At 50.6% G+C, this 20018-nt stretch carries 26 protein-coding genes and 2 riboswitches; of the genes, 20 read left to right on the top strand and 6 right to left on the bottom strand.

The genetic code is table 11. The features are described 5' to 3' along the window. The first annotated feature begins 3 nt into the window (after window positions 1–3). The 4 genes from AC3WT9_RS23860 (at window position 4) to AC3WT9_RS23845 (ending at window position 2515) form a co-directional block, all read left to right on the top strand. The gene (locus AC3WT9_RS23860; protein WP_341089527.1) at window positions 4–630 is read left to right on the top strand and encodes a cytochrome (ubi)quinol oxidase subunit III; all 627 of its coding nucleotides are present in this window, start codon (window positions 4–6) and stop codon (window positions 628–630) included. Window positions 631–632: 2 nt separating this feature from the next. Next, window positions 633–956 carry a cytochrome C oxidase subunit IV family protein gene (locus tag AC3WT9_RS23855; protein WP_341089528.1) on the top strand — a complete coding sequence of 108 codons (324 nt, stop codon included), beginning with the start codon at window positions 633–635 and terminating at the stop codon, window positions 954–956. 14 nt (window positions 957–970) lie between these two features. Next, complete coding sequence (ctaG, locus tag AC3WT9_RS23850) at window positions 971–1897, top strand: cytochrome c oxidase assembly factor CtaG (RefSeq protein ID WP_341089530.1); 927 nt, start codon at window positions 971–973, stop codon at window positions 1895–1897. 153 nt (window positions 1898–2050) lie between these two features. Continuing rightward, window positions 2051–2515 (top strand): DUF420 domain-containing protein, encoded by a 465-nt coding sequence (locus AC3WT9_RS23845; RefSeq protein ID WP_341089531.1) that lies wholly within the window; start codon window positions 2051–2053, stop codon window positions 2513–2515. A gap of 147 nt (window positions 2516–2662) precedes the next feature. Here the strand turns inward: AC3WT9_RS23845 and AC3WT9_RS23840 are convergent, their stop codons facing one another. Beyond that, complete coding sequence (locus AC3WT9_RS23840) at window positions 2663–3445, bottom strand: MBL fold metallo-hydrolase (RefSeq protein ID WP_341089533.1); 783 nt, start codon at window positions 3443–3445, stop codon at window positions 2663–2665. Window positions 3446–3671: 226 nt separating this feature from the next. Between AC3WT9_RS23840 and AC3WT9_RS23835 the strand changes: the two genes are divergently transcribed. The 7 genes from AC3WT9_RS23835 to AC3WT9_RS23805 all read left to right on the top strand — a co-directional run bounded on the left by AC3WT9_RS23835 (window position 3672) and on the right by AC3WT9_RS23805 (window position 8504). Continuing rightward, window positions 3672–4400: a hypothetical protein gene (locus AC3WT9_RS23835; RefSeq protein WP_341089534.1), complete on the top strand. Its 729-nt coding sequence runs from the start codon at window positions 3672–3674 to the stop codon at window positions 4398–4400. 17 nt (window positions 4401–4417) lie between these two features. Beyond that, the gene (locus AC3WT9_RS23830) at window positions 4418–4813 is read left to right on the top strand and encodes a GntR family transcriptional regulator (protein ID WP_038585414.1); all 396 of its coding nucleotides are present in this window, start codon (window positions 4418–4420) and stop codon (window positions 4811–4813) included. A 16-nt stretch (window positions 4814–4829) separates the two neighbouring features. Next, window positions 4830–5759, top strand: coding sequence for an ATP-binding cassette domain-containing protein (locus tag AC3WT9_RS23825; protein WP_341089536.1), 930 nt, complete (start codon window positions 4830–4832; stop codon window positions 5757–5759). A 3-nt stretch (window positions 5760–5762) separates the two neighbouring features. Then, entirely contained in the window at window positions 5763–6665 is a 903-nt protein-coding gene (locus AC3WT9_RS23820) for an ABC transporter ATP-binding protein (protein ID WP_341089538.1), read from the top strand. Further along, window positions 6658–7947 carry an ABC transporter permease gene (locus tag AC3WT9_RS23815; RefSeq protein WP_341097528.1) on the top strand — a complete coding sequence of 430 codons (1290 nt, stop codon included), beginning with the start codon at window positions 6658–6660 and terminating at the stop codon, window positions 7945–7947. Before AC3WT9_RS23820 ends, AC3WT9_RS23815 begins: the two co-directional genes overlap by 8 nt. A 39-nt stretch (window positions 7948–7986) precedes the next feature. Further along, window positions 7987–8181 carry a hypothetical protein gene (locus AC3WT9_RS23810; RefSeq protein WP_341377176.1) on the top strand — a complete coding sequence of 65 codons (195 nt, stop codon included), beginning with the start codon at window positions 7987–7989 and terminating at the stop codon, window positions 8179–8181. A gap of 134 nt (window positions 8182–8315) precedes the next feature. Continuing rightward, window positions 8316–8504, top strand: a complete 189-nt coding sequence (locus AC3WT9_RS23805; RefSeq protein ID WP_038585425.1) for a hypothetical protein — start codon at window positions 8316–8318, stop codon at window positions 8502–8504. Window positions 8505–8625: 121 nt separating this feature from the next. Here AC3WT9_RS23805 and AC3WT9_RS23800 read toward each other — a convergent pair whose 3' ends face one another. Next, complete coding sequence (locus tag AC3WT9_RS23800) at window positions 8626–9078, bottom strand: hypothetical protein (RefSeq protein ID WP_341089542.1); 453 nt, start codon at window positions 9076–9078, stop codon at window positions 8626–8628. Window positions 9079–9106: 28 nt separating this feature from the next. After that, entirely contained in the window at window positions 9107–9616 is a 510-nt protein-coding gene (locus AC3WT9_RS23795) for a hypothetical protein (RefSeq protein ID WP_341377178.1), read from the bottom strand. Window positions 9617–9740: 124 nt separating this feature from the next. Then, window positions 9741–9924, bottom strand: a riboswitch (cyclic di-AMP (ydaO/yuaA leader). A gap of 421 nt (window positions 9925–10345) precedes the next feature. After that, window positions 10346–10534: riboswitch (cyclic di-AMP (ydaO/yuaA leader) on the top strand. Window positions 10535–10639: 105 nt separating this feature from the next. On the opposite strand from AC3WT9_RS23795, the gene AC3WT9_RS23790 reads away from it, so the two are divergent. Then, window positions 10640–11056, top strand: a complete 417-nt coding sequence (locus AC3WT9_RS23790; RefSeq protein ID WP_038585433.1) for a hypothetical protein — start codon at window positions 10640–10642, stop codon at window positions 11054–11056. Window positions 11057–11153: 97 nt separating this feature from the next. Here AC3WT9_RS23790 and AC3WT9_RS23785 read toward each other — a convergent pair whose 3' ends face one another. Beyond that, entirely contained in the window at window positions 11154–11396 is a 243-nt protein-coding gene (locus tag AC3WT9_RS23785; RefSeq protein WP_038585436.1) for a glutaredoxin family protein, read from the bottom strand. Continuing rightward, window positions 11393–11719, bottom strand: a complete 327-nt coding sequence (ytxJ, locus tag AC3WT9_RS23780; protein WP_341089544.1) for a bacillithiol system redox-active protein YtxJ — start codon at window positions 11717–11719, stop codon at window positions 11393–11395. The genes AC3WT9_RS23785 and ytxJ overlap by 4 nt, the downstream gene beginning before the upstream one ends. A 196-nt stretch (window positions 11720–11915) precedes the next feature. Between ytxJ and AC3WT9_RS23775 the strand changes: the two genes are divergently transcribed. From AC3WT9_RS23775 to AC3WT9_RS23745, 7 genes are all read left to right on the top strand, one after another. Next, on the top strand, window positions 11916–12638 hold the full coding sequence (locus AC3WT9_RS23775) for an SDR family NAD(P)-dependent oxidoreductase (protein WP_341377179.1): 723 nt from the start codon (window positions 11916–11918) through the stop codon (window positions 12636–12638). A gap of 39 nt (window positions 12639–12677) precedes the next feature. Beyond that, window positions 12678–13313, top strand: coding sequence for a ThuA domain-containing protein (locus tag AC3WT9_RS23770; protein ID WP_341089546.1), 636 nt, complete (start codon window positions 12678–12680; stop codon window positions 13311–13313). Between the two features lie 136 nt (window positions 13314–13449). Then, window positions 13450–15213, top strand: coding sequence for a spore germination protein (locus tag AC3WT9_RS23765; protein WP_341089548.1), 1764 nt, complete (start codon window positions 13450–13452; stop codon window positions 15211–15213). Window positions 15214–15243: 30 nt separating this feature from the next. Then, entirely contained in the window at window positions 15244–16332 is a 1089-nt protein-coding gene (locus tag AC3WT9_RS23760; protein WP_341089550.1) for a spore germination protein, read from the top strand. After that, window positions 16329–17522, top strand: a complete 1194-nt coding sequence (locus AC3WT9_RS23755) for a Ger(x)C family spore germination protein (RefSeq protein WP_341377180.1) — start codon at window positions 16329–16331, stop codon at window positions 17520–17522. The genes AC3WT9_RS23760 and AC3WT9_RS23755 overlap by 4 nt, the downstream gene beginning before the upstream one ends. 96 nt (window positions 17523–17618) lie before the next feature. Then, window positions 17619–18005: a MerR family transcriptional regulator gene (locus tag AC3WT9_RS23750; RefSeq protein WP_341089553.1), complete on the top strand. Its 387-nt coding sequence runs from the start codon at window positions 17619–17621 to the stop codon at window positions 18003–18005. A gap of 56 nt (window positions 18006–18061) precedes the next feature. Next, complete coding sequence (locus AC3WT9_RS23745; RefSeq protein WP_341089555.1) at window positions 18062–18397, top strand: thioredoxin family protein; 336 nt, start codon at window positions 18062–18064, stop codon at window positions 18395–18397. Between the two features lie 69 nt (window positions 18398–18466). Here AC3WT9_RS23745 and AC3WT9_RS23740 read toward each other — a convergent pair whose 3' ends face one another. Beyond that, a complete protein-coding gene (locus tag AC3WT9_RS23740; protein ID WP_341377181.1) occupies window positions 18467–19366 on the bottom strand; it encodes a CHAD domain-containing protein in 900 nt (299 codons plus the stop codon). 214 nt (window positions 19367–19580) lie between these two features. Between AC3WT9_RS23740 and AC3WT9_RS23735 the strand changes: the two genes are divergently transcribed. Continuing rightward, the coding region (locus tag AC3WT9_RS23735) for a hypothetical protein (protein WP_492407979.1) at window positions 19581–20018 on the top strand (438 nt) is incomplete at its 3' end.

The raw sequence follows: 20018 nt of genomic DNA, 5'->3' as shown, positions 1-20018 counted from the left end.
GACATGACAACGGCACATGCTGAAGCTGCAAAAGGTACTCTTCCGCACGAACTGGAGAAAGCAACGGCGGAAGGCCGCAACAAAGTCCTAGCCTTCTGGTTGTTCCTTGGTGGAGAAGCGGTGCTTTTCGGCACCTTGTTCGCTACGTTCCTGGCGCTGCGAAACCAGACGAATGACGGTCCGTCTGCGAACGAATTGTTCCATCTGCCGCTGGTTGCCGCTGCAACCTTCCTGCTGCTGGTGAGCAGCCTGACGAGCGTATTTGCCATTCAGGCGATGCACCGGAACCAGCCCGCCTTGCTGCGGAACTGGCTGCTGGTTACTGTAGTGCTCGGCGCGGCCTTTCTCGGGCTGGAAATCTACGAATTCAGCGAGTATATAAGACACGAGAAGTTCGGGATGACCACCAGTGCATTCAGCTCGGCGTTCTATACGCTGGTCGGGTTCCACGGGGCTCACGTTGCCTTCGGCATTGTGTGGATCGCCGTGTTGATCGGGCAGCTGAGCTATAAAGGGCTGACGGTGGTCACGGCACCAAAGATTTATGTGTCCGCGATGTATTGGCATTTTATTGATGTGGTATGGGTGTTTATCTTCACGGTTGTTTACCTGCTCGGAAAGGTGGGTTAGCTATGGCGACAGAACAGCATTCTCCGGATAGCCCGGTGAAGCACCGCCACCGGCAGGAAGGGCCGCAGCGGCATATCGTGGTGTTTATCTTCTCTGTTATTCTGACGCTGATTGCCTTCGCAGCTGTTGCGGCCGGAGGAGTCAACGCGACCTTTGCTGTGATTCTGCTGCTGGTCATGGCTGTTCTGCAGGTTTTTCTGCAGATGGGCTTCTGGATGCATCTGAAGGACAAGGGACACTTGATACCGATTCTATTTATGCTGGGCGGATTTTTTATCGCCGGAACCAGCATTATCATGGCACTGTATTGGGTTTGGTGGGATTAAGGAGGCTTCTGATCATGCTGGGATTACAGTATTTCAGCTTTGAGGATTTGTGGAGTCCGCTTTTTCTGGCGGTCCTGCTGCTGCTGACGGCTGGATATTTCGTATGGATCGGTCCGCTTGCCAGTCGGTTCTCCGGTGCTTCTGCAGTTCCTGTATGGCGCAGGGGGCTGTTTCTTAGCGGAATGCTGGCTCTTTACCTCGCGCAGGGCGGGCCGGTCAGCCTGCTGGGTCATATCTTCTTTTCCTTCCATATGGTCAGTATGGCTCTGTCCTATCTGGTAGCAGTGCCGCTGATTATGCTCGGGATTCCGGCCTGGGTCTGGCGTGCCTTTCTTAAGGTGAACCCGCTGCGGCGTTTTGCTTTTCTGGCACAGCCGGTGGTGGCGGCCCTTCTGTTCAACGGACTGTTCTCGCTCTACCATATTCCAGTGGTTCATGATTACGTGATGCTGCATTTTACAGTTCACCGGCTCTATTACGGCCTGCTTTTTCTGACCTCTGTGCTCATGTGGTGGAATCTGATAAATCCTCTGCCAGAGTGCCGGAAACTTGGCGGCCTGGGCCAGGTGGGCTTTATTTTCCTGAATATGGTGCTGCTGACACCGGCCTGCGGGCTGATTATTTTTGCGGGGACTCCACTATATTCCACGTACAGTGATCCCGACACCTGGGCGCGGGCGATGGGCTACTGTGTATCGGGAAATCCGGCTTCATTGCTGCAGACGTTCGGCGGTCCGGCGTTCTTCGGGTGGCTGTCGCCCAAGGTCGATCAGCAGGTGGGGGGCATCGCTATGAAGTTCATTCAGGAATTTATTTTTGCCTCGATGCTTGCTTATGTGTTCTATCATTGGTATAAAAAAGAGAACGGGCAAGACGATGCGGAGGTATCCGCGCCATCCGCCGAACCGGGGGGTGGCTATTTGAAATATAAGGAAGGTTGAGTCCCACACCGGAATTATCCTTGTATTTCTAAAGCAACGGATACCTGAGAGCGATATAGAGTATTGCTGGCATCGGAAGCTACGTTCTGCAAAGAACAATGTAGCGGCTTCTTCTTGCTCGTGCATAGCTGGCGAGCGCCGAGGGGGATAATCATGGATATATTCACATTGTTTCCAACGATCAGCACATCTTTCATCGTAATCAGTGCGCTATTGGTGGCGGTTGGCTGGAGACAAATCATTAAGGGCAAGCGTGAAGCACACAAGAAGACAATGATTGCCGCTGCTGTTGCTGCCATCTTGTTTTTCATTGTGTACGTGTCCAGAACGGCATTCGTAGGCAATACATCCTGGGGCGGACCGGCCGATTTGTCGACGCTCTACCACATCTTTCTGATTTTCCATATCGTGCTGGCGACGGTAGCCGCCGTATTCGGCATCACTACGCTGACGCTGGGCTTCAAGGCTCAATTTGCCAAACACCGGAAATGGGGAAGAGTGACTGCGGTCATCTGGTTTATTACCGCCATTACGGGTGTGGCTGTGTATGTGCTGCTGTACATCTTTTATCCGGGCGGGCACACAAAGCCGGTCTGGGACATCATATTGAACGCGTAGCTGAAATTGGAATAAGCCTGTGCATCTGCAACCTTTCTGTGGGGAGCGGACAGCACAGGCTTTTTCTAAATATTAGAGTTTATATGCTTCACGCTTGATTATTGCAATCTCCAGGGCATCCCGGCCATGGCTGTGTTCTCATTAAGGTCAGAATTGCACGCTGAAGCGGCCAAACCGGTGAATCCCCGTCCCGAAATGATCCAGTTCATGTTCCCGCAGAAACTTAACCGCCAGCTTCACTTCCTCCAGAATCTCCGCTTCTAGACCCAGTGTATTATGTGAACCGTAAACTTTGTTGATTCCTTCTAATGCAGCCATTCTCTCCAGGGAATTGACCAAATCGGCAGGACTTGTTGAAGGATAAAAAGCATACACAGGCGTCTCATCATACAGCAGATCACCCGAAAACAAATAACCGCGGTCTTTATCGACAAAGCATACATGACCCGGAGAATGCCCGGGAGTGTGGTACACCTTAAGTGTTCTGCCGCCCAAAGAGATGAGGTCCCCGTCGTTTAATAAGCCGGCGGGCTCGCCCTGAAAAGGCTTGTAAGCGTCGGGGTCAAAGCCCTCCGGCACAGGCCGGGTCAGATCTCTGCCGATGTCCCTGCGGATTTGCTCGATAGACAAACCCTGAATGCCATGGACCAGCCAGTCCTTATCCGCTTCATGGACATAAATACTGCTGAATAGTCCATGGCCGCCGATATGATCCGTATGTACATGAGTGGTGAGCACTTCAATCGGCAAGCGGGTCAGCTGATCCGTTATTTCTTTGATATTGCCGATGCCAAGACCGGTATCAATCAGTGCAGCTTTTTCCTCCCCCAGCAGCAGAAAGGAATGCACCTTCTCCCAATGCCCGTATTCGCTGATTGCGAATGTGGCTTCATCCATTTGCTGAACAGTAAACCATGGGTCACTAATCATATGAACCTCCCGATCCTGAGTGTTTTCTCTCGGTAGCCTACAAATCTCCGCTGATTCCTACTTTATAGCCGATTGAATTTTATTACAAATGATTCTTGACAATGGAAAATACAGGTCATATACTGTGTATATAGATATATACAGTAAGCACAGAGAGATACACACTGAACCGTGTCTATCCGCTGCAGCCTACCGCAGGAGAAACAACAAAGCGAGGTTAAAGGTAATGACAATATTTAGAGACGCCTGGGTGCTGGTCCGTGCAGATTTCCGCGGTGACAAGCTGAACATAGTGAGGGCCCTGCTGTTTTCCATTATCTTTATGGGTTATATGGCCGCTATGACTGGAATGGTCACGGAAGACGCGCTGAGCGGAAGTGACGGAAGGCTGATGTCCGACTTCCTGCTGATTTCTATGATTCCCATGCTGGGCTTCACGCTCTCGCGGCGTACCATGAAATATTTAAGTGAAGACTCCTATACCCGGATGTTGGCCTATATGCGGAGTTTGCCTGTTCCGGCTGCGGTGATCCTGTGCAAAAGAAAGCTGGATGCAATGTTCTCATTTTGTCTGAATGGCGTATTGTTCTTCGGTTTAATGTACGCGATTAGTGACGATATACGCAGCCAGCTGCCAGGGACTTCATACGTTGCGTTTGCATTTACCTGGATCGGTTATGGCCTGATAATGACTGGCATCTATATTGTTGTGGAGTTTCTGGTTAGCGGCAAAGTGTACTTTTGGATCACCCTGGCCCTGATGACGCTGTCCTTCGGGGTTGCACTGCTGATTCAATGGGCGGATGGAAATTTGTTTCTGTACAGCGTCTCCTGCTCGAAGGAATGGGGGCTGTTATCTCCGCTGATGTGGGGAACGCTGCTGCTGGGCACGGTATCCGTGCAATTATTTTCCAAATTGACGATACACCGGCTTAAAAGCCGCGATCTCGTATGAGAGGGCGGAGGTAACTTATGTGGATACCGATACAGATTAACGAGAACAGTGCCGAGCCGCTGTACCATCAGATCGAAACCCAGCTCCGGTCGCTGATCATCAGCGGAGGCATCACCGAAGGGACACTGCTTCCCTCCATACGTGAATTTGCCGGAGATCTGAAATGCAGCGTAATCACCGTCCGCCGGGTCTATCAGGATCTGGAGAATGAGGGGCTGCTGCGGACAAGACAGGGAACCGGAACCTTTGTCTCCCATGTGGGTGACGGGGCGATGGAAGAATACAAACGGGATGCCGTCCGTAAAGCTCTGGAAAGTGCGGTGGATGTTGGCCTGTCGGTCCAATGCAGTGAAGAGGAACTGACGGGAATATTTGTGGAGATTGTAAAAGACAAATACAACAAACAGGAATGAAGGGTGGGTTCATCTCATGGTACAGCAGGCTATAGAGCTGCGGAATGTAAGCAAGAAGCGGCGCAGCAGGACGATAGGGCCACTTAATCTGAATCTCCCGCAAGGCTATATTACCGCACTGGTGGGCCAGAACGGCTCCGGCAAAAGCACGTTACTTCATATGCTGCTGCAGCTGACCTTTCCGGAGGAAGGCGAGATCCTCTGGTTTGAACAGCAGCACAAGGCAGGTCTGCCGCTTGAACTGCGCCAGAGCATTGCTTATGTGCCGGAAACCTCGCTAACGGAGGAGAATTACTGGACCTCAGATGAGGCTGCCGAATTCCGCCGGCATTGGTACCCTTCCTGGGATCATGACTATTTTCAGGAGCTGCAGGATAAATTTGAAGTGCCGAGGGGAGCCAAGCTGGGCAAGATGTCCAAGGGTGAACGCCGTAAATTCGAGATTGCCGCTGCGCTGGCTTCCCGGCCCCGGCTGCTGCTGCTGGATGAGCCCTCCTCGGGTCTCGACCCCTTCGCCTGGAAGAGTATGATTGAGTCGATCCGCAAGTATATGGATGAGAGCGATGCGACCGTTGTTATCTCCACCCATATCGTCGAGGAGGTTCGGCGGCTGGCTGATTTTATTGTGCTGATGCATCGGGGACAGCTGCTTGGAATGGCGGAGAAGGACAGCCTGTTTGGTTCATGGAGCGAGGTGTGGGTGGGCGTGCAGGATGAGGAAGAGCTTAGGGAGCTGGCGGCTGAATTGCCGGGGGCTCAGCAGTTAGCACTGGAGACACCGGGAGTCGCTTCATTTATAACCCAGCAATTTAATCAGAATGAGAAACGCATTCAGGACTTGGGCGTAAAGGTTATCAAGAGCCGCAGTCTGGAGCTGGATGAGATTTTAAGCTTATGGACACAAGGACATCGTCCGATCCTGATCGACCAGAAGAGAGGGGACTAACGAATGGAAGCTTTGAAGCTTGAACAGGTAGTAAAGCAGTACGGAGACAAAACCGCAGTAAACAAAATCAGTCTAAAAGTAGAGCAAGGTGAGATTTACGGTCTGCTCGGAGCCAATGGCGCCGGCAAAACAACAACAATGCGCATGGTGCTTGGCCTGATCTATCCCGACGAGGGCAAGATTCTTTACAACGGCAAGTCCTATAGCAATGAACTGCAGCATCTGATGGGCTATCTACCGGAAGAACGCGGACTGTACCCGAAGGTGAAGGTGAGCGACCAGATTATTTATCTGGGCCGCCTGCGCGGCATGGCAGCAGCCGATGCGGACAAGAGCCTGCGTTATTGGCTGGACCGCTTTGAAGTCCCGGAGTATTACAATAAGAAGATTGAAGAGCTCTCCAAGGGAAATCAGCAGAAAATGGGCTTTATCGCCGCGGTTGTCCATAAACCGCAAATTCTGATTCTCGATGAAGCCTTCAGCGGGCTTGATCCCGTCAATGTGGAGCTGCTGAAGGATACCGTCCGCGAAATGCGGGATCAGGGCACCAGTATCCTGTTCTCTACACACCGGATGGAGCATGTTGAGGAATTATGCCGTAACATTACTATTCTTGACCGTTCCAATACAGTGGTCCAGGGAGATATCCGCGAGATTAAGAAAGGCTACCCGCGCGAGGAGGTTATACTCCGCACAACGGGCGAAGTGGCTGGCCTGGAAAGTATCGCCGGCGTAACTGCCGTCCAGCGGCAGGAACGGGGATATGTTCTTTCGATCCGCGAGATCGGTGCGGCCCAGCGCATTTTACAGCATGCTGTTGCACAGGGTGAGGTAGAGCATTTTGAGATCAAGGAACCGACGCTAAACCAAATCTTTATTAGAGCGGTAGGTGAATCCAATGAATAAGATGGGGACGATTATCGGTTTTACATTCAAGAATAAAGTAAGAACCAAGGCATTTCTGATTACTACGCTGATTCTGGTGGTTCTGCTGAGCATCGGGATGAATATTCCGTATATGGTGAAGCTGTTCCAGGGAGACGACGGGTCCGCAAAGAACCAAGTGCAGATCGGAGTCGTGGCAGAGGATGGCAACCGAGTAGCTGAGCTCCTCCAGGCTTATAGTCCGCCAGAGGGCGTGGCCCCGGTAACGATCAGTCCATATGCTACTGCTGACGATGCAGCGCTCAAGAAAGGTCTGGATGAGGAAAACATTGAGGGCTATATCACATTGGGTGCACAGAGCGGTGAAGGCATTCCCGCGGTTACCTACTATAGCAAGAACGGTGAGATTGATTCGGATGTGCAGAGCTATCTGCAGAATGCACTGCAGCAAGCCAATACTCAGCTGATCGTAGGTGATAAGCTGACTGCGGAACAGGTAGCTGCGATGTACACCCCGGTATCCATCGGTACCCAGCAGATCAGCTCAGAAGGTGCCGGAAATGAAGGTGCGGCAAAGGAATCACCGCCAATTATCAACTACGTGATTGTATATGCCCTGCTTATGCTGTTCTTTATGTCGATTATGATGACAGGCAATATGATCTCCGCCGAAATCACTTCGGAGAAAAGCTCACGTATCATGGAGATCCTGATTACGAGCGCTGCACCGCTGACGCAAATGTTCGGCAAGGTAATCGGCATCTTCCTGGTCGGCATCCTGCAAATTGCGGTTATCTCCGCAAGCGTAGCTGCGAACCTTATGCTTCCGCATAATGCCAGTATCCTGACCGATTTTGATCTTGACCTGGGGCAGCTGGATATCAGCATTCTTTTATACGGACTGATATTCTATATTCTGGGATACTTCCTGTACGCCATGATGTACGCAGCTGTAGGTTCCATTGTCAGCCGTACCGAGGACCTGGGTCAGGCGATCATGCCGATTCTTATGCTGGGCTTCGTCAATTTATATCTTCCAATGTTCAGCATCTCTGTCCCGGATACCCTGCTGGTTAAAGTAGCAAGCTTTGTTCCGTTCACTTCTCCGCTCAGCATGCTGCTGCGCATTGGTGTTGGCGAGGTAGCGACCTGGGAGATTCTGGTCTCGCTTCTCATCTTACTGGCAACCACCTTACTGTTCGGCTGGCTTGCCGCCAAGATCTACCGCACGGGAGTGCTGATGTACGGCAAACGCCCAAGCATCAAGGAGATCAGAAAAGCAATGAAGGCCTACAAAATTTAATTGGAATCATCAATATATACCTTTTGAGGAGTGGCAAGGATGAATAAAAAGCATGAACAAACATTCGGGTTGCTGTTTGCAGTTTCTTCGTTAATCGTACTGGTCGCCAGGTTAATGCCGTCCAATGGATCGAATCTGCTTGATTTCATTCAAGGGCTTTTGACAGGAATGGGCATTGCCGGTATGATTGCGTCATTAATCATTTTTGGCAGACATTCTAAACGCGCACACTAAGAAGTGATCATAGGTTTTACTGAGGAAGCCGCGGTTCGGAAACCGCGGCTTTTTTGCGGCTCCCGGGGGAGTTCAGAGCCAAACTGGATCAGTGAAGGCTTATGGTGTATGTTATTGAATAAGGAGTGGTAATCTTGAAAAAAAACAATCAAATCCCCGCGATACTCGCAGCTTCAATTCTGCTGATTCTGCTCAGCAGCATGCTTAAGCCGGAGGGCTCTACCCTGCTGGGTGTGCTGCAGACGTTAATGCTCGGAGTGGGCTTGCTGGGCTGCTGTACAGCGGCCTGGAGATTCGCCAAAGGCGGCAAGGGCAAGAGCTGAGTATAAATAGAAAAGGCCGCGGCATTATGCTGCGGCTTTTTCATGCGCTTCGACAAGTTGCCCATTACATCAGCGGAGATAAGAGAGGGGCCCACAGTGCTTCTTTAATCTATGTGAGCAGCTATACAACAAATAAATTTGCTTCAGGCCGCAATGTTTCTAACCGGCACATTTGCTCGCGCACATGTCTCAGCCGGGTTTTCAGCACCGGCACGCTTTGCTCAAGAATGGTGCTGATTGCAGGCAGGGGCAGCAGCATGCCGTACCATAACACCTGGACAATCTGATCCTCCCAGGCTAATCCATTGGAAACAAAGAGGCTGCACTCCTCCGCAGCCCGGGAGCACTGCTGAATGCACTCCCGGTAGGCAACCAGCGAGAAAGGCTGCGGTATGAAATCATCATGAAGGTACCGGGTGTAAAGCTCAGTGAAGGTCTTCATCGCAGTCTTTTCCGCAACGGCACCCTCTCCCAGCAGCAGACTGGTGAGTGCATAAATATTTCCGGTGTTCTTTTGGACATATTCCGCAAACTCGCTGGCAGCTGTCCATTCCGGGGATAATGGGTCTGGCATGTCTTCACGTTCCTTCCTGAATAAGAAATTATAAGATGGAGAAATAAGCGATGGATCTGTCCATTAGCTCGGCTATGTCCGGTTCCTGCCAGCTGCATTTATGCAGCAGGGAACTTGAAGGTTTATAGTACATCCGTCTGAAGGGGGGCGTACCGCCGGCCCCGGCTGTACGGGAATAGGGGACCATTTGCAGATGTGACGTGACGACCTTGCCTTGCAGCTTGGCTTTTAAATCCAGCAGGGCCGTTTGCACGATTTCTTGCTGATCTGGCTCCCACTGCGCACCTAGCTGCTGTACAATTTCTATGGCTTCTTCCAGCCTGTGATTGCGTATACTTCTCAGGAAGCTGCTCCATTTAATGACGTCAAAATGATCGCCTTCCGCAGACAGTATCCCCGCTCCCCAGCTGCACCCAGCCTTGCACGTAAGCTTCAGCACACCATACCGGCATTTGCCGGACGACTCCGTGGCCTGATGGAATGGCCAGGGGGCATCGAATACAAACACTTCTATACGTAACAGCCTGCGCTGGTTCATTTCGTTTTCCCTCCTACCCATTTATAAGCTGCAGCCTCAGCACAAAAAACCGCAGCAGAGGAGGACCTCTGCTGCGGTTTTGGTACAGGCTTAAATACACCTGGCGCAAAAACGTGGCGGATCAAGGTTCTCTCTAGTCGCTTACGGGGTTAGCTGTCGGATTCGGACGGTGAGAGTCGCCCTACCTAATGAGACCACAGTCTCCTTCGGATTCACCCCAAGAAAGATTCTTATCTTCCAGGTAAGGCCCCTGCGGGCCTGATGGTTCCCCCGTTTCCCGCATTGCGGGAATTCAGCGTTTATATCGCATTTCGTGCATTGGATTCAAACCGAATCATACTCTTTTCGCATGAGCTTTGTAAAAAGGAAAAAACATTCTTCTGAGCCGAATTTCAGGGAATTCTGGCAAAGGAAACGGTAGGATGTGCTAAAAGGGTGTTTATCAACGGTTTTCGGCTTTTTATCTCGTTCATACGACTGCTTTTGATTTAGGGTGATCAGAGCATAAAAGGCAATTTGCTCAACATCGGGTGAATATAATCACAATGCTGAATGCTTTTTCGCAAATCGCTGATAAGCCGAGTAAATAAGAGGAATGATGAGATTGAGGCTTAAGTAAGCGCTACCTGATCTGGTTTGGGTTTACTAAATGCATTATTTTGGCAGGTTTGGCGGTTTACAAGGTCGTGATCGCCAGAGTATGATTACTTCTGTTTACTACACAATCGAATACGCAGTCCGCTTAATTTCCGTTATGGAAAGCGGGGGAACCAACAATCGGCAGCCGATGTGAGAGTCGGAGCCGGTTATGGGGTGAATCCTGTGAAAGTGCGAGAGAATGCTCGCATGGATACAGGTAGGGCGACTCTCACTGCCCGAATCCGACAGCTAACCTCGTAAGCGTATTAGAGAGGATGAGCACAATGTGACCGTTAATTGGACCACAGAGGGAATTCCTTTGTGGTTTTTTGCTGTGTTCGTATGGCAAATGAATGGAAGTCCTAAGCCGGAGGAGAGGAAGATATGGCGAATTCGGAAGAATATGTACTCATTAACGCTCCGACTAAAGCGGGGGAGCATTTTATCAAAATCTTAAAGTTTAGAGGCTATAAGATCGCAGGAATCGCCAACAATGCGGCGGAGAAGCGGCGTCTGGAGGAGCTGGGAATCGAGGTCAATCTCGTGGTGGATACACATCATCAGAATACATGGTTCCGCCCCTCTTTTCCGGTAGGCAGAGTATTTCTGTTCGAGAGCAGTGTGACCTTATGCTGCCGGTATATCCAGATGTGCCGGACCTGGACGACAAAGCCAATATACGTAATTACGACTTCGATGAATCCCAGACTGGTCTATAAAGGGCTTGGAGCGGATTCCGTCATCTATTCCCACAGCGGAAATGTCTCTTTTCTGGCGGATGTCTCAACGAATCCAGGATAAGGCCAAATAAAAGGGCAAATAAAAGGCATCCCCTGGACAGAGGTCCAAGGGGATGCCTTTTTCAAAATATAAGTATTCATATGCTTCATGCTATAAATTATTCAGCGGTTGCTCCAATAAGCTCCTTAAGCTCGGAAACATTGAAGCCCTTGACTGCGCGGCCTTCGTACACGGTAACAGGCACACCCATGAAGCCCAGCTTCTCGACTTCTTCCTGATACACTGTACTTGTCATAACATCACGCACCTCGAAGCTAACGTCTTGCTCGGTCAGCCACTGCTTCACTTGATTGCAGTCGCTGCACCCTGTGGTGGAATAGACAATTACCGGCTGGCTCATTGGCTCACAGCTGCCTTGATGGCGTCCCGGGTGATTTTCCAATGGGAGGTGTTCCAGCGGACTTCGCCGTCTTCCAGGAGGAAGATCTGCGGAGATTCATGTTTGATCCCGAAATCTTCGGCAATCTGATTGGACAACGGACGGTCTTCAATCACATGGACAATGGCAGCTGGAGTCTCGGAGCCTTGCGCATAGGCTGTGAATTCCTCGTTGGCCTTGGCGCTGATCGGGCAGGTAGTGCTATGCTTGAAAAGCAGTTTTTTACCTGGTTGCGCAACATATTGCTGCAGTTCTTCCAGAGTATGAAGTTGTTGGATAGACATCGGTATCTCACCTTCCTATAAGTACTTGTAACTACGATTGTAACATAGTTCAAAATTAAATCAAAAAGGAAGTTAGAGCACCCCTTTCAGCGGAATTACAGTCCCATGAAGGACGTTGAAAAAACGTGACTGCCATGCTAATGTGAGAGAGATGCCGCGTGTATCCTGAAGAATCGTAAAGGGTGTGTCCATAATCATGAAAAGGGTTGCTTTTGTTACCGGTGCTGACCGTGGTTTAGGTTTTTTTCTGGCAAGCTGGCTTCTAGAGAACAAATATTCCGTATTTGCCGGTCAGTATATGAAGGAGTCGGAATCGCTGGACGCACTGAAAAAGCAGTACCCGGACCGATTAACTCTGATCCCGCTGGATATCGGCGACCGTGAGAGTGTCAAGCAAGCGGCACGTAGTATTTCGGGCAGTACCGCTCATGTTGATATGATTATCAATAATGCCGGTATTATTCATAGAGCCGATGATGCCACGATGCTTGTTGATATGGACGATGAAGCCATGGCTCACATTTATAATGTAAACACGCTTGGTTCTTTGAGGGTCAGTAATGAACTGATGGGCCTGTTGATGCAGAGCAAGCAGAAATTGATTGTTAATATCTCCTCAGAAGCCGGAAGCATTGGCCGGAACAAACGGATTAATATGTACGGATACTGTATGTCCAAAGCAGCGCTTAATATGCAGTCCTCCCTGCTGCACAACCATTTGAAGGTGATGGGCGGGCAGGTTATGGTCTTTCACCCCGGCTGGCTGCAATCCTATATGAATGGTGAGAAGGCTCTGGAGGCACCTATTCCTCCTGAAGAGTCGGCGCGTAAGATTATGAATATCGTGCAGGGGCACAAGAAGTATATGGGTGAGGAGCCGGCTTATCTCGACCTGGACGGAAATGCCTGGCCCTGGTAACTATACACTAAGAGAAGCAGGAAGAGAGGCGGGAAGAACATGTCTGAATGGAAAGCACTAGCACTTGGCAGCTACAGTGAGGTGAAATACCATCCTTTTACCGGTGTGGATCACGAGATTAAGCGCATTCTGTCACCTGATCTGCAGGTGGAGGCTTCCGAAGATTACAGTCTCCTGAGCAAAGACAACCTTGAGGGCTTGAAGCTGGTTATCGCCTATACCGAATTTTCCGAACAGAAAATAGCCCCGGAGCAAAGTGCCGCTTTGCTGTCTTATGTAGCGGGGGGCGGAGGTCTGCTCGTTGTACATAACGGAATCTCCCTGCAGCGGAATCAGGAGCTGGGCGCTATGCTAGGCGCGCATTTCACCCACCATCCGGAATACACCTCCCTGCATATGAAAATACCGGCACACGGGCATCCCATTATGCAGGGGATTAGCGAGTTTGTCATTGAGGACGAGCCGTACTACTTTGAAATGCATCCTTATTTTGAGACGACTGTGCTGGCAGAGTACCTTCATGAAGGGGCCATGCGTCAGGCAGCCTGGTGCCATGCGTTCGGACTTGGCCGTGTAGTTTATCTGATGCCGGGGCATCATCTGCCTTCCTTCTCGGTAGAGCCGTTCCGCCAAATGATCCGCCAAGGCGGAATGTGGGCAGCGGGTCTGCTGTAACTCCTACCTTTGAATCGTTTTCGCACATCATAACAGCTGCACGTTCCCCAAGAGGAGCATGCAGCTGTTTTTTTGATGTATGAATGTTCCAGCTTCGGTCAAAATAGGGTTACGAATAAAAAGGGGGGCGCATGGAATGTGGAAGATGCTATGGGATCTTGTGCCCGGCTGGAAGGTGCTGTTTCAAGGTTTTGTCATCTTCATCGTTCCGGTTGTCTTAACCCGCCTAATGATCTGGCTCCGAATGAAAGAGGGCAAGGCGAGCACCCGGGGAATGCGGGCTGAAGGCAAAAAAGGCGGGGGGGTTCCAAGTTCCGAAGATACTGGGGAGGCGGATCAGACCAGCATCGCTGTGCAGAATAAAAAATCCGCTGCACCCGCACCCCCTGCTCAAAACAACGCTTTACAGGCCACTCCTTCCCTGACCTATACCGGAGAGTTCCAACATGATGTTCAGTCCTTCAGGGAGATAAGTACCGATATGTCCGACGTTAATGTCAGAGAGCTGCGCATCGGAAGTCTGGAAATCAAGGCAGCGCTGTTTTTTGTGGATGGACTTACGGACAAAGAAGGCATGGATCAGAACATCCTGATGCCCTTGATGAACACGGTGAGGCCCTTTGAAGGCATGAATGCAGCCCCGCCAGCAGAGATATTGAAAGGGATTATCGTGCACCAGGTAGTACAGGTCTCGGAAATTGAATTTACCGACCAGTTGAGACTCTCGCTGCAAAAGGTATTGTTCGGCTCTGCGGTATTGTTAATTGACGGAATGTCGGAGGTTTTTATACTAGGTACCCCGAAAGGCAACACAAGAAGCGTGGAGGAGCCGATATCGGAGGCGCTTCTGCGCGGTCCGCGGCTGGGCTTCAATGAAACGCTCAGTGATAACACAGCGATGCTGCGCAGACACGGGCAGAGCACGGAGCTGGCCATGATTTCTTTTACGGTGGGAGAGCGAATTGAGAAGGAACTGGTGCTGACCTATTTGAAAGGCGTCGCCAACGATGAGCTGATTAAGGAAATCACCCGGAGAATCAAGACGATCAATATAGATGATGTGCAGGAATCGGGATATTTGGAACAACTCATGGAAGACAACTACCTCAGCCCCTTTCAGCAGATCCAGAACACAGAACGGCCGGACCGGGTCATGGCGGCGCTGCTGGAGGGAAGGGCGGCCATTCTTCTGGATGGCACACCGTTTGCGCTGATAATGCCGACTACCTTCGGAATGCTGCTGCAGTCACCGGAGGATTATTATGACCGCTGGTTTTCGGGTTCACTATTGCGGCTCCTGCGTTTTTTCAGCGCATCAGTTGCGCTGTTTGCTCCGGCGCTCTACATCTCTTTTCTCTCGTTTCATCCCGGACTGATTCCTACCAAACTGGCGATTTCAATCATCAGCTCCCGGCAGGGCGTCCCCTTTGCTACATTAATTGAAGCGCTGATTATGGAAATCTCTATCGAAATATTACGTGAGGCCGGCCTGCGCCTGCCCAAACCCATTGGACCGGCCATGGGCATTGTCGGAGGTCTGATTATCGGCCAGGCGGCGGTAGAGGCGGGGATTGTCAGTCCGATTCTAGTCATTGTCGTTGCGGTTACAGCGATCTCCTCTTTCTCGATTCCCATGTATAGTGCGGGGATTACCTTGCGCTTTCTCCGTTTCATAGCGATGTTTTTCGCAGCTGTATTCGGGCTTTACGGTGTTGTTATGTTTTTCCTCCTGCTCAGCAGCCATTTGATTAAATTGAAGAGCTTCGGGGTTCCCTACTTAAGCATGGTTACTCCCTACAGGATGAGCGATTTGCGCGATTTCATTATCCGCATCCCCCTGCAATTGATGAAGCGCCGTCCGGCACTGCTGCAGCCCAAGGATCCAATTCGTAAAAAATAAACTTGAATTCAGGAGACTGAGGTGAGAATCATGAATGCAAAAGTACAGGATAGCATCACGACGAGCCAAGCGACCATTATTATGGTCAATTACATCCTCGTAGCAGGCGTATTCACCCTTCCCCGGACAACTGTACAGGCCGCCGGCACTCCTGATGTATGGATATCACTTATTGTAAGCGCCCTGTTATCCATGGTGGCCGGGATGGTAATTGTGCTGCTTAGCCAGCGGTTTCCGGGCAAAACCGTTTATCAATACAGCAGGAGTATTATCGGCAAGCCGCTTGCGGCGATTCTGGGAGTGGTCATCGCCGCATTTTTTCTATGTATTTCCGGATATGAGCTGCGTTCGATGCAGGAGGTCACCGGATTCTTTCTGCTGGAGGGGACGCCCTATTGGGCGGTATCCTCTGTATTCCTATGGATTGCGCTTTATTTATGCAGAGGGGGAATCAATGCGCTGTCCCGGTTGTGCAGGCTGATTGCCCCTATGGCCGGGGCGATTTTTTTCGGTGTCTGTCTGCTTAGCCTGAAAATATTTGATATAGACAATCTCCGCCCTGTGCTCGGGGAAGGGCTGGGTCCGGTATGGAGAGGCGTTAAGCCGACAGCGCTGACTTATACGGCAGGTGAAGCACTGCTGTTCCTGGTAGCCTTTATGGAAAAACCAAAAAAAGCAGGGCGGGTGCTTGTTGCAGGGACATTGATCTCTATGATCTTTTATATTGTTGCTGTTGTCATGACGATAGGAGCATTCTCTGTAGAGGGTGTAGTCACCCGCACATGGCCCTTCATCGATCTGATACGCAGCTTTGAGGTGAACCTGCTGTTTGAACGTTTCGAATCTCTGCTCCTGGTCATCTGGATTATGCAAATTTTTTGTACCTTCTGCATTTCCTTCTATGGGGCAGCGCTGGGAATATCGCAAATCTTCAACAAAAAGCTCGACCATTGTCTATTCGCCTTGCTTCCGCTTGTTTTTTTTATTACGGAAACACCTCCGAATATCAATGGCCTGTTCGCATTTGGTACCAGCCTTGGCAATTGGGCCATTCTGCTGTTCGGATTACTGCCGCTGCCGCTGCTGCTTATTGCTCATTTCAGGAGAGCCGGATCATGAAGCGAATTGTACTGCTTGCCGTGCTTCTAATTCAAAGCATAGGGTTATCCGGCTGCTGGAGCAGCACGCCCATTGAGAACCTAAATATGGAAGTGGCCGTTGCGCTCGACATAGCGGATGAAACACTAATTGAAGAGGATTTTGAGCAGAGGGGCGGGGGGTATCCGAAGAAAAAACGAATGTCCTGCACCTATCAGTTTATCGTACCCCAAGGTTCAGTGGGTTCAAAAAAAGAAGGCGCATCCTCCAGAAATTTCTATAATATGACTGAAACTGGAGACTCCGTTTTCGAAGCGATCCGTGAATTGTCGCTGCGTACAAACAATCCTCCCATTGGACATCATCTGAAGATCATCGTGATCGGCGAGCAGCTGGCACGTTCTACCAAGCTTTCAGAGCTGATCGATTTTTTCAGCCGGGATAATGATATCCGCCCTAGTGTGCTGCTTCTCGTCAGCAAGGGAAAGGCCAGTGATGTGCTGAACAACGTGCTGCCGGGCCAGACACCGGCGTTTGTGCTGGAGGGGATATTTGACAACCGGGACCGGAACCTGCGGATCTGGGATCCAGTGTCTATCGCCAAGGCTGCAGGTCCCCTGCATGGAAAAACCACCTTTATGTTGCAGAATGTAATTGCTGCTAAGAATGAGATGAAATTTGCCGGAGCCGGTGTGATCAAGGGGGAGACGGGCAAGCTGCAAGGCTTCTTAAACGAAGAGGAGCTGGAAGGTGTGGTCTGGCTTACGGGAAAAGGAAAGGGCGGCGTACTTAAGACCAATGAGGATGGCAGCGGCAGGCTGATTACTTATGAGATTAAGTCCATGGACAGCAAAATTAAAGCCAAGGTCGAGGAGGGCAATATCTCTTTCGCCGTGAAGATCGAGTCTACAGGCAGATATGCCGAGACTTTTGCGCGTGGAGGAGAAAAGCTGGACGCTGTTTATATGAAGCAGGATGAACTGGTGCTGCAGGATAAGGTAAAGGAAATGGTCGGAGCCTCTATGGAGACAATGCAGCAAAAGCTGCATGCTGACGCCGCAGGATTCGGCAAAATCCTGCGTATTCAGCATCCTACCGTATGGAGAAAGGTGAAGGAGAATTGGGATGATACCTTCAGCCGGGTTCCGATAACCATTGATGTCAAGCTGCATATAGAGGAATACGGAGCTTCCGGGACCTCCACCGAATAAAGCAAGGTTATTCAAGAAAGTCCTTGACCCTTACACTGGTGTCAGGGTTTATACTTGGAATAGAAGTTCTCATGAACCCCGGGGAGAATGAATGCTATGAAAATAGGTGAACTTGCAGCACAGACGGGCGTCAGTGTCCGATCACTGCGTTATTATGAGCGTCAGGGACTTATCGCTCCCCTCCGCCAGGCGAATGGATACCGGGAGTATTCAGCGCTTGCTGTCGAGACGGTGGAGACGATTAAGCTCTATTTAAATTTGGGCTTGTCCACGGAAGAGATTTCCGGTTTTCTGCACTGCGTGCTGAAGAATAAAGAAGCGTTCTGCGCGGAAGTGATGCCCCTATACCGCAGCAAGCTGGAGGAGATTGAGCGCCAGATTGTGCAGCTCAGCCAAATTAAGCTGAACCTGCAGCAGCGGATGGCTTCCATCCACCAGGAACGGCTGGAAGCGGAGGCACCCGATAACGTGCTGTCTGAATGAAGACGGGCCAAAGAATGCACTTTTGTATTATTCAAGATATATGGGAGGAACTAACGATGGCTATTATCAATGCAGAGAAAACTGAGGATCTGAGAGCCAAGCTAAGCGGCAGCGGGACTGTACTGGTTGATTACGGAGCACCGTGGTGCGCGCCCTGCAAGATGCTGCTGCCTGTTCTGGAGGAGCTGAATGACGAGTATGGAGACAGTGTGGCTATCGTTAAGGTGAACTGTGATGAACTGCCGGAGCTGGCGGGGGAGGCCGGAGTCATGGGCCTGCCTACGGTGATTGTGTATAGTGGAGGTCAACCAGTGGAGAAGCTGGTCGGCCTGCGTCCTAAATCGGCCTACCAGGGTGTATTGAACAAGTATGCGGCTGTAAACAACAGATAAGAGAATAAGAGGCAGGGAGCGGCATGCCTAGCATGCGCTTCCTGCCTCTTCCTATGTCTTATTATGAATTCAAAGTGACTTGGCTTTCTCTGTAAAGGGAACAACCTCATTATGATGCAATGCCTCCAGCACTTCGGTCCGAAGAGCATCTGTGAACTCATTCCACGTCTTTTTGCCAACACCCAGCTCATCGCGTCCGATAGAATTCAGTGTTTCCAGCCACACGTGTTTGTCATTAATTTCGCCAAGCTGCTCCTGGATCTGTCTGTAAATCTCCTCATGGGCATGGAATTTCTGGCTGAGTGCGAATGCGGCCGCATTGGCTGTATAGCGCAGCTCCTTGGCGGCGATCCGCAGCTCATGCAGTGCGTCGAAGGCTTCCTTGGATTCTGCCTCGGCACCTTTGAATAGGGTTTTGCATGTTTTTTTCTTCTGCTCAAAAGCTACTTCAAGTTCGCGCATGACGACGTTTACATCTCTTTTTGCTGCCAGCGGCTCAAGCGTGCTGCTCCTAAAAGCTTCCCATAACCCGTCCAATTCCTTGCCGGCCAGCTTTGGGAGCTCCGCCTCCAGCTTCTTGCGGTATTCTTTCCGCTTATCCTTCTGGTGTTTGATGACCGCCTTCAGCAGTTCGGCAGTTTTCGCCTCGCCGGCTTCCTTGGCGCTCTTGCGTCTTTCCTTGAAAGATTCAATAAGAACATCTGCATCCCTGACCTTGCCCAGCCTTTTCTGGGCCTGCTTGAATACGTTGTACAGCTCGGCTGCTGCGGAATGATCCGGATCGAGAATGGACAGCAGGGTCAGCAGCTTGCGGCTGTTGATTCTGGCTTGATGAATATCCTCGTCATCAAAGTTTTTGAGCGCGTCTTTGCTGTAGTCTCTAAAGTTGATATACAGCTTGTGCATCGCCTGTTCCCATTGCCTGGTCTTGCTTAACTGCCTGTCCTTCGCAAGTTGTTCGACTGTCATGCGGCATCACTCCTCAAGGTTGTGTATAGCATGAGCTTCAGCGCTTAATCTTGCCGCTGATTGAAACTTGTTATGGTATTAGGATAACGGTATCCAGCAACTATTTCAAATACTGAACCCACGCTTTGCCTTCGCGCCAGGCTGCGGATCGGTTACAATATGACTATTGGTTCGGACAGCGGTTAACATTCAATAGGTACTCGGGGGATGAATGATGATTAATAAAGGAATTAACATAGTAGAACCGGGCGCGGAGCGCGCTCTTCCGAATGTAATGGTGTTGTTTGAGCATTTGTCAGATGATGACGGGAAGGCAGCAAAATATGGCGGAAGTGGGGCTGCTGAAGGTGGAGTGGTGGCGGAGCATGCTGTGATTGCCAGAGAAGCAGGAGAAGCGGAACATGTTACATTGGCAGGAGATGCCGGGAAGACGGAACATGCTGTGATGGCAGGAGATGCTGGAGAGGCGGAGCATGCTGTGATTGCCAGAGAAGCTGGAGAGGCGGAACATGCTGTGATTGCCAGAGAAGCTGGAGAGGCGGAACATGTTACATTGGCAGGAGATGCTGGAGAGGCGGAGCATGCTGTGATTGCCAGAGAAGCAGGAGAAGCGGAACATGTTACATTGGCAGGAGATGCCGGGAAGACGGAA

The sequence above is a fragment of the Paenibacillus sp. EB106-06-01-XG199 genome (assembly GCF_058791575.1).
The sequence above is the reverse complement of the archived record's forward strand: the minus strand, read 5'-3'. Positions and strand labels throughout refer to the sequence as shown.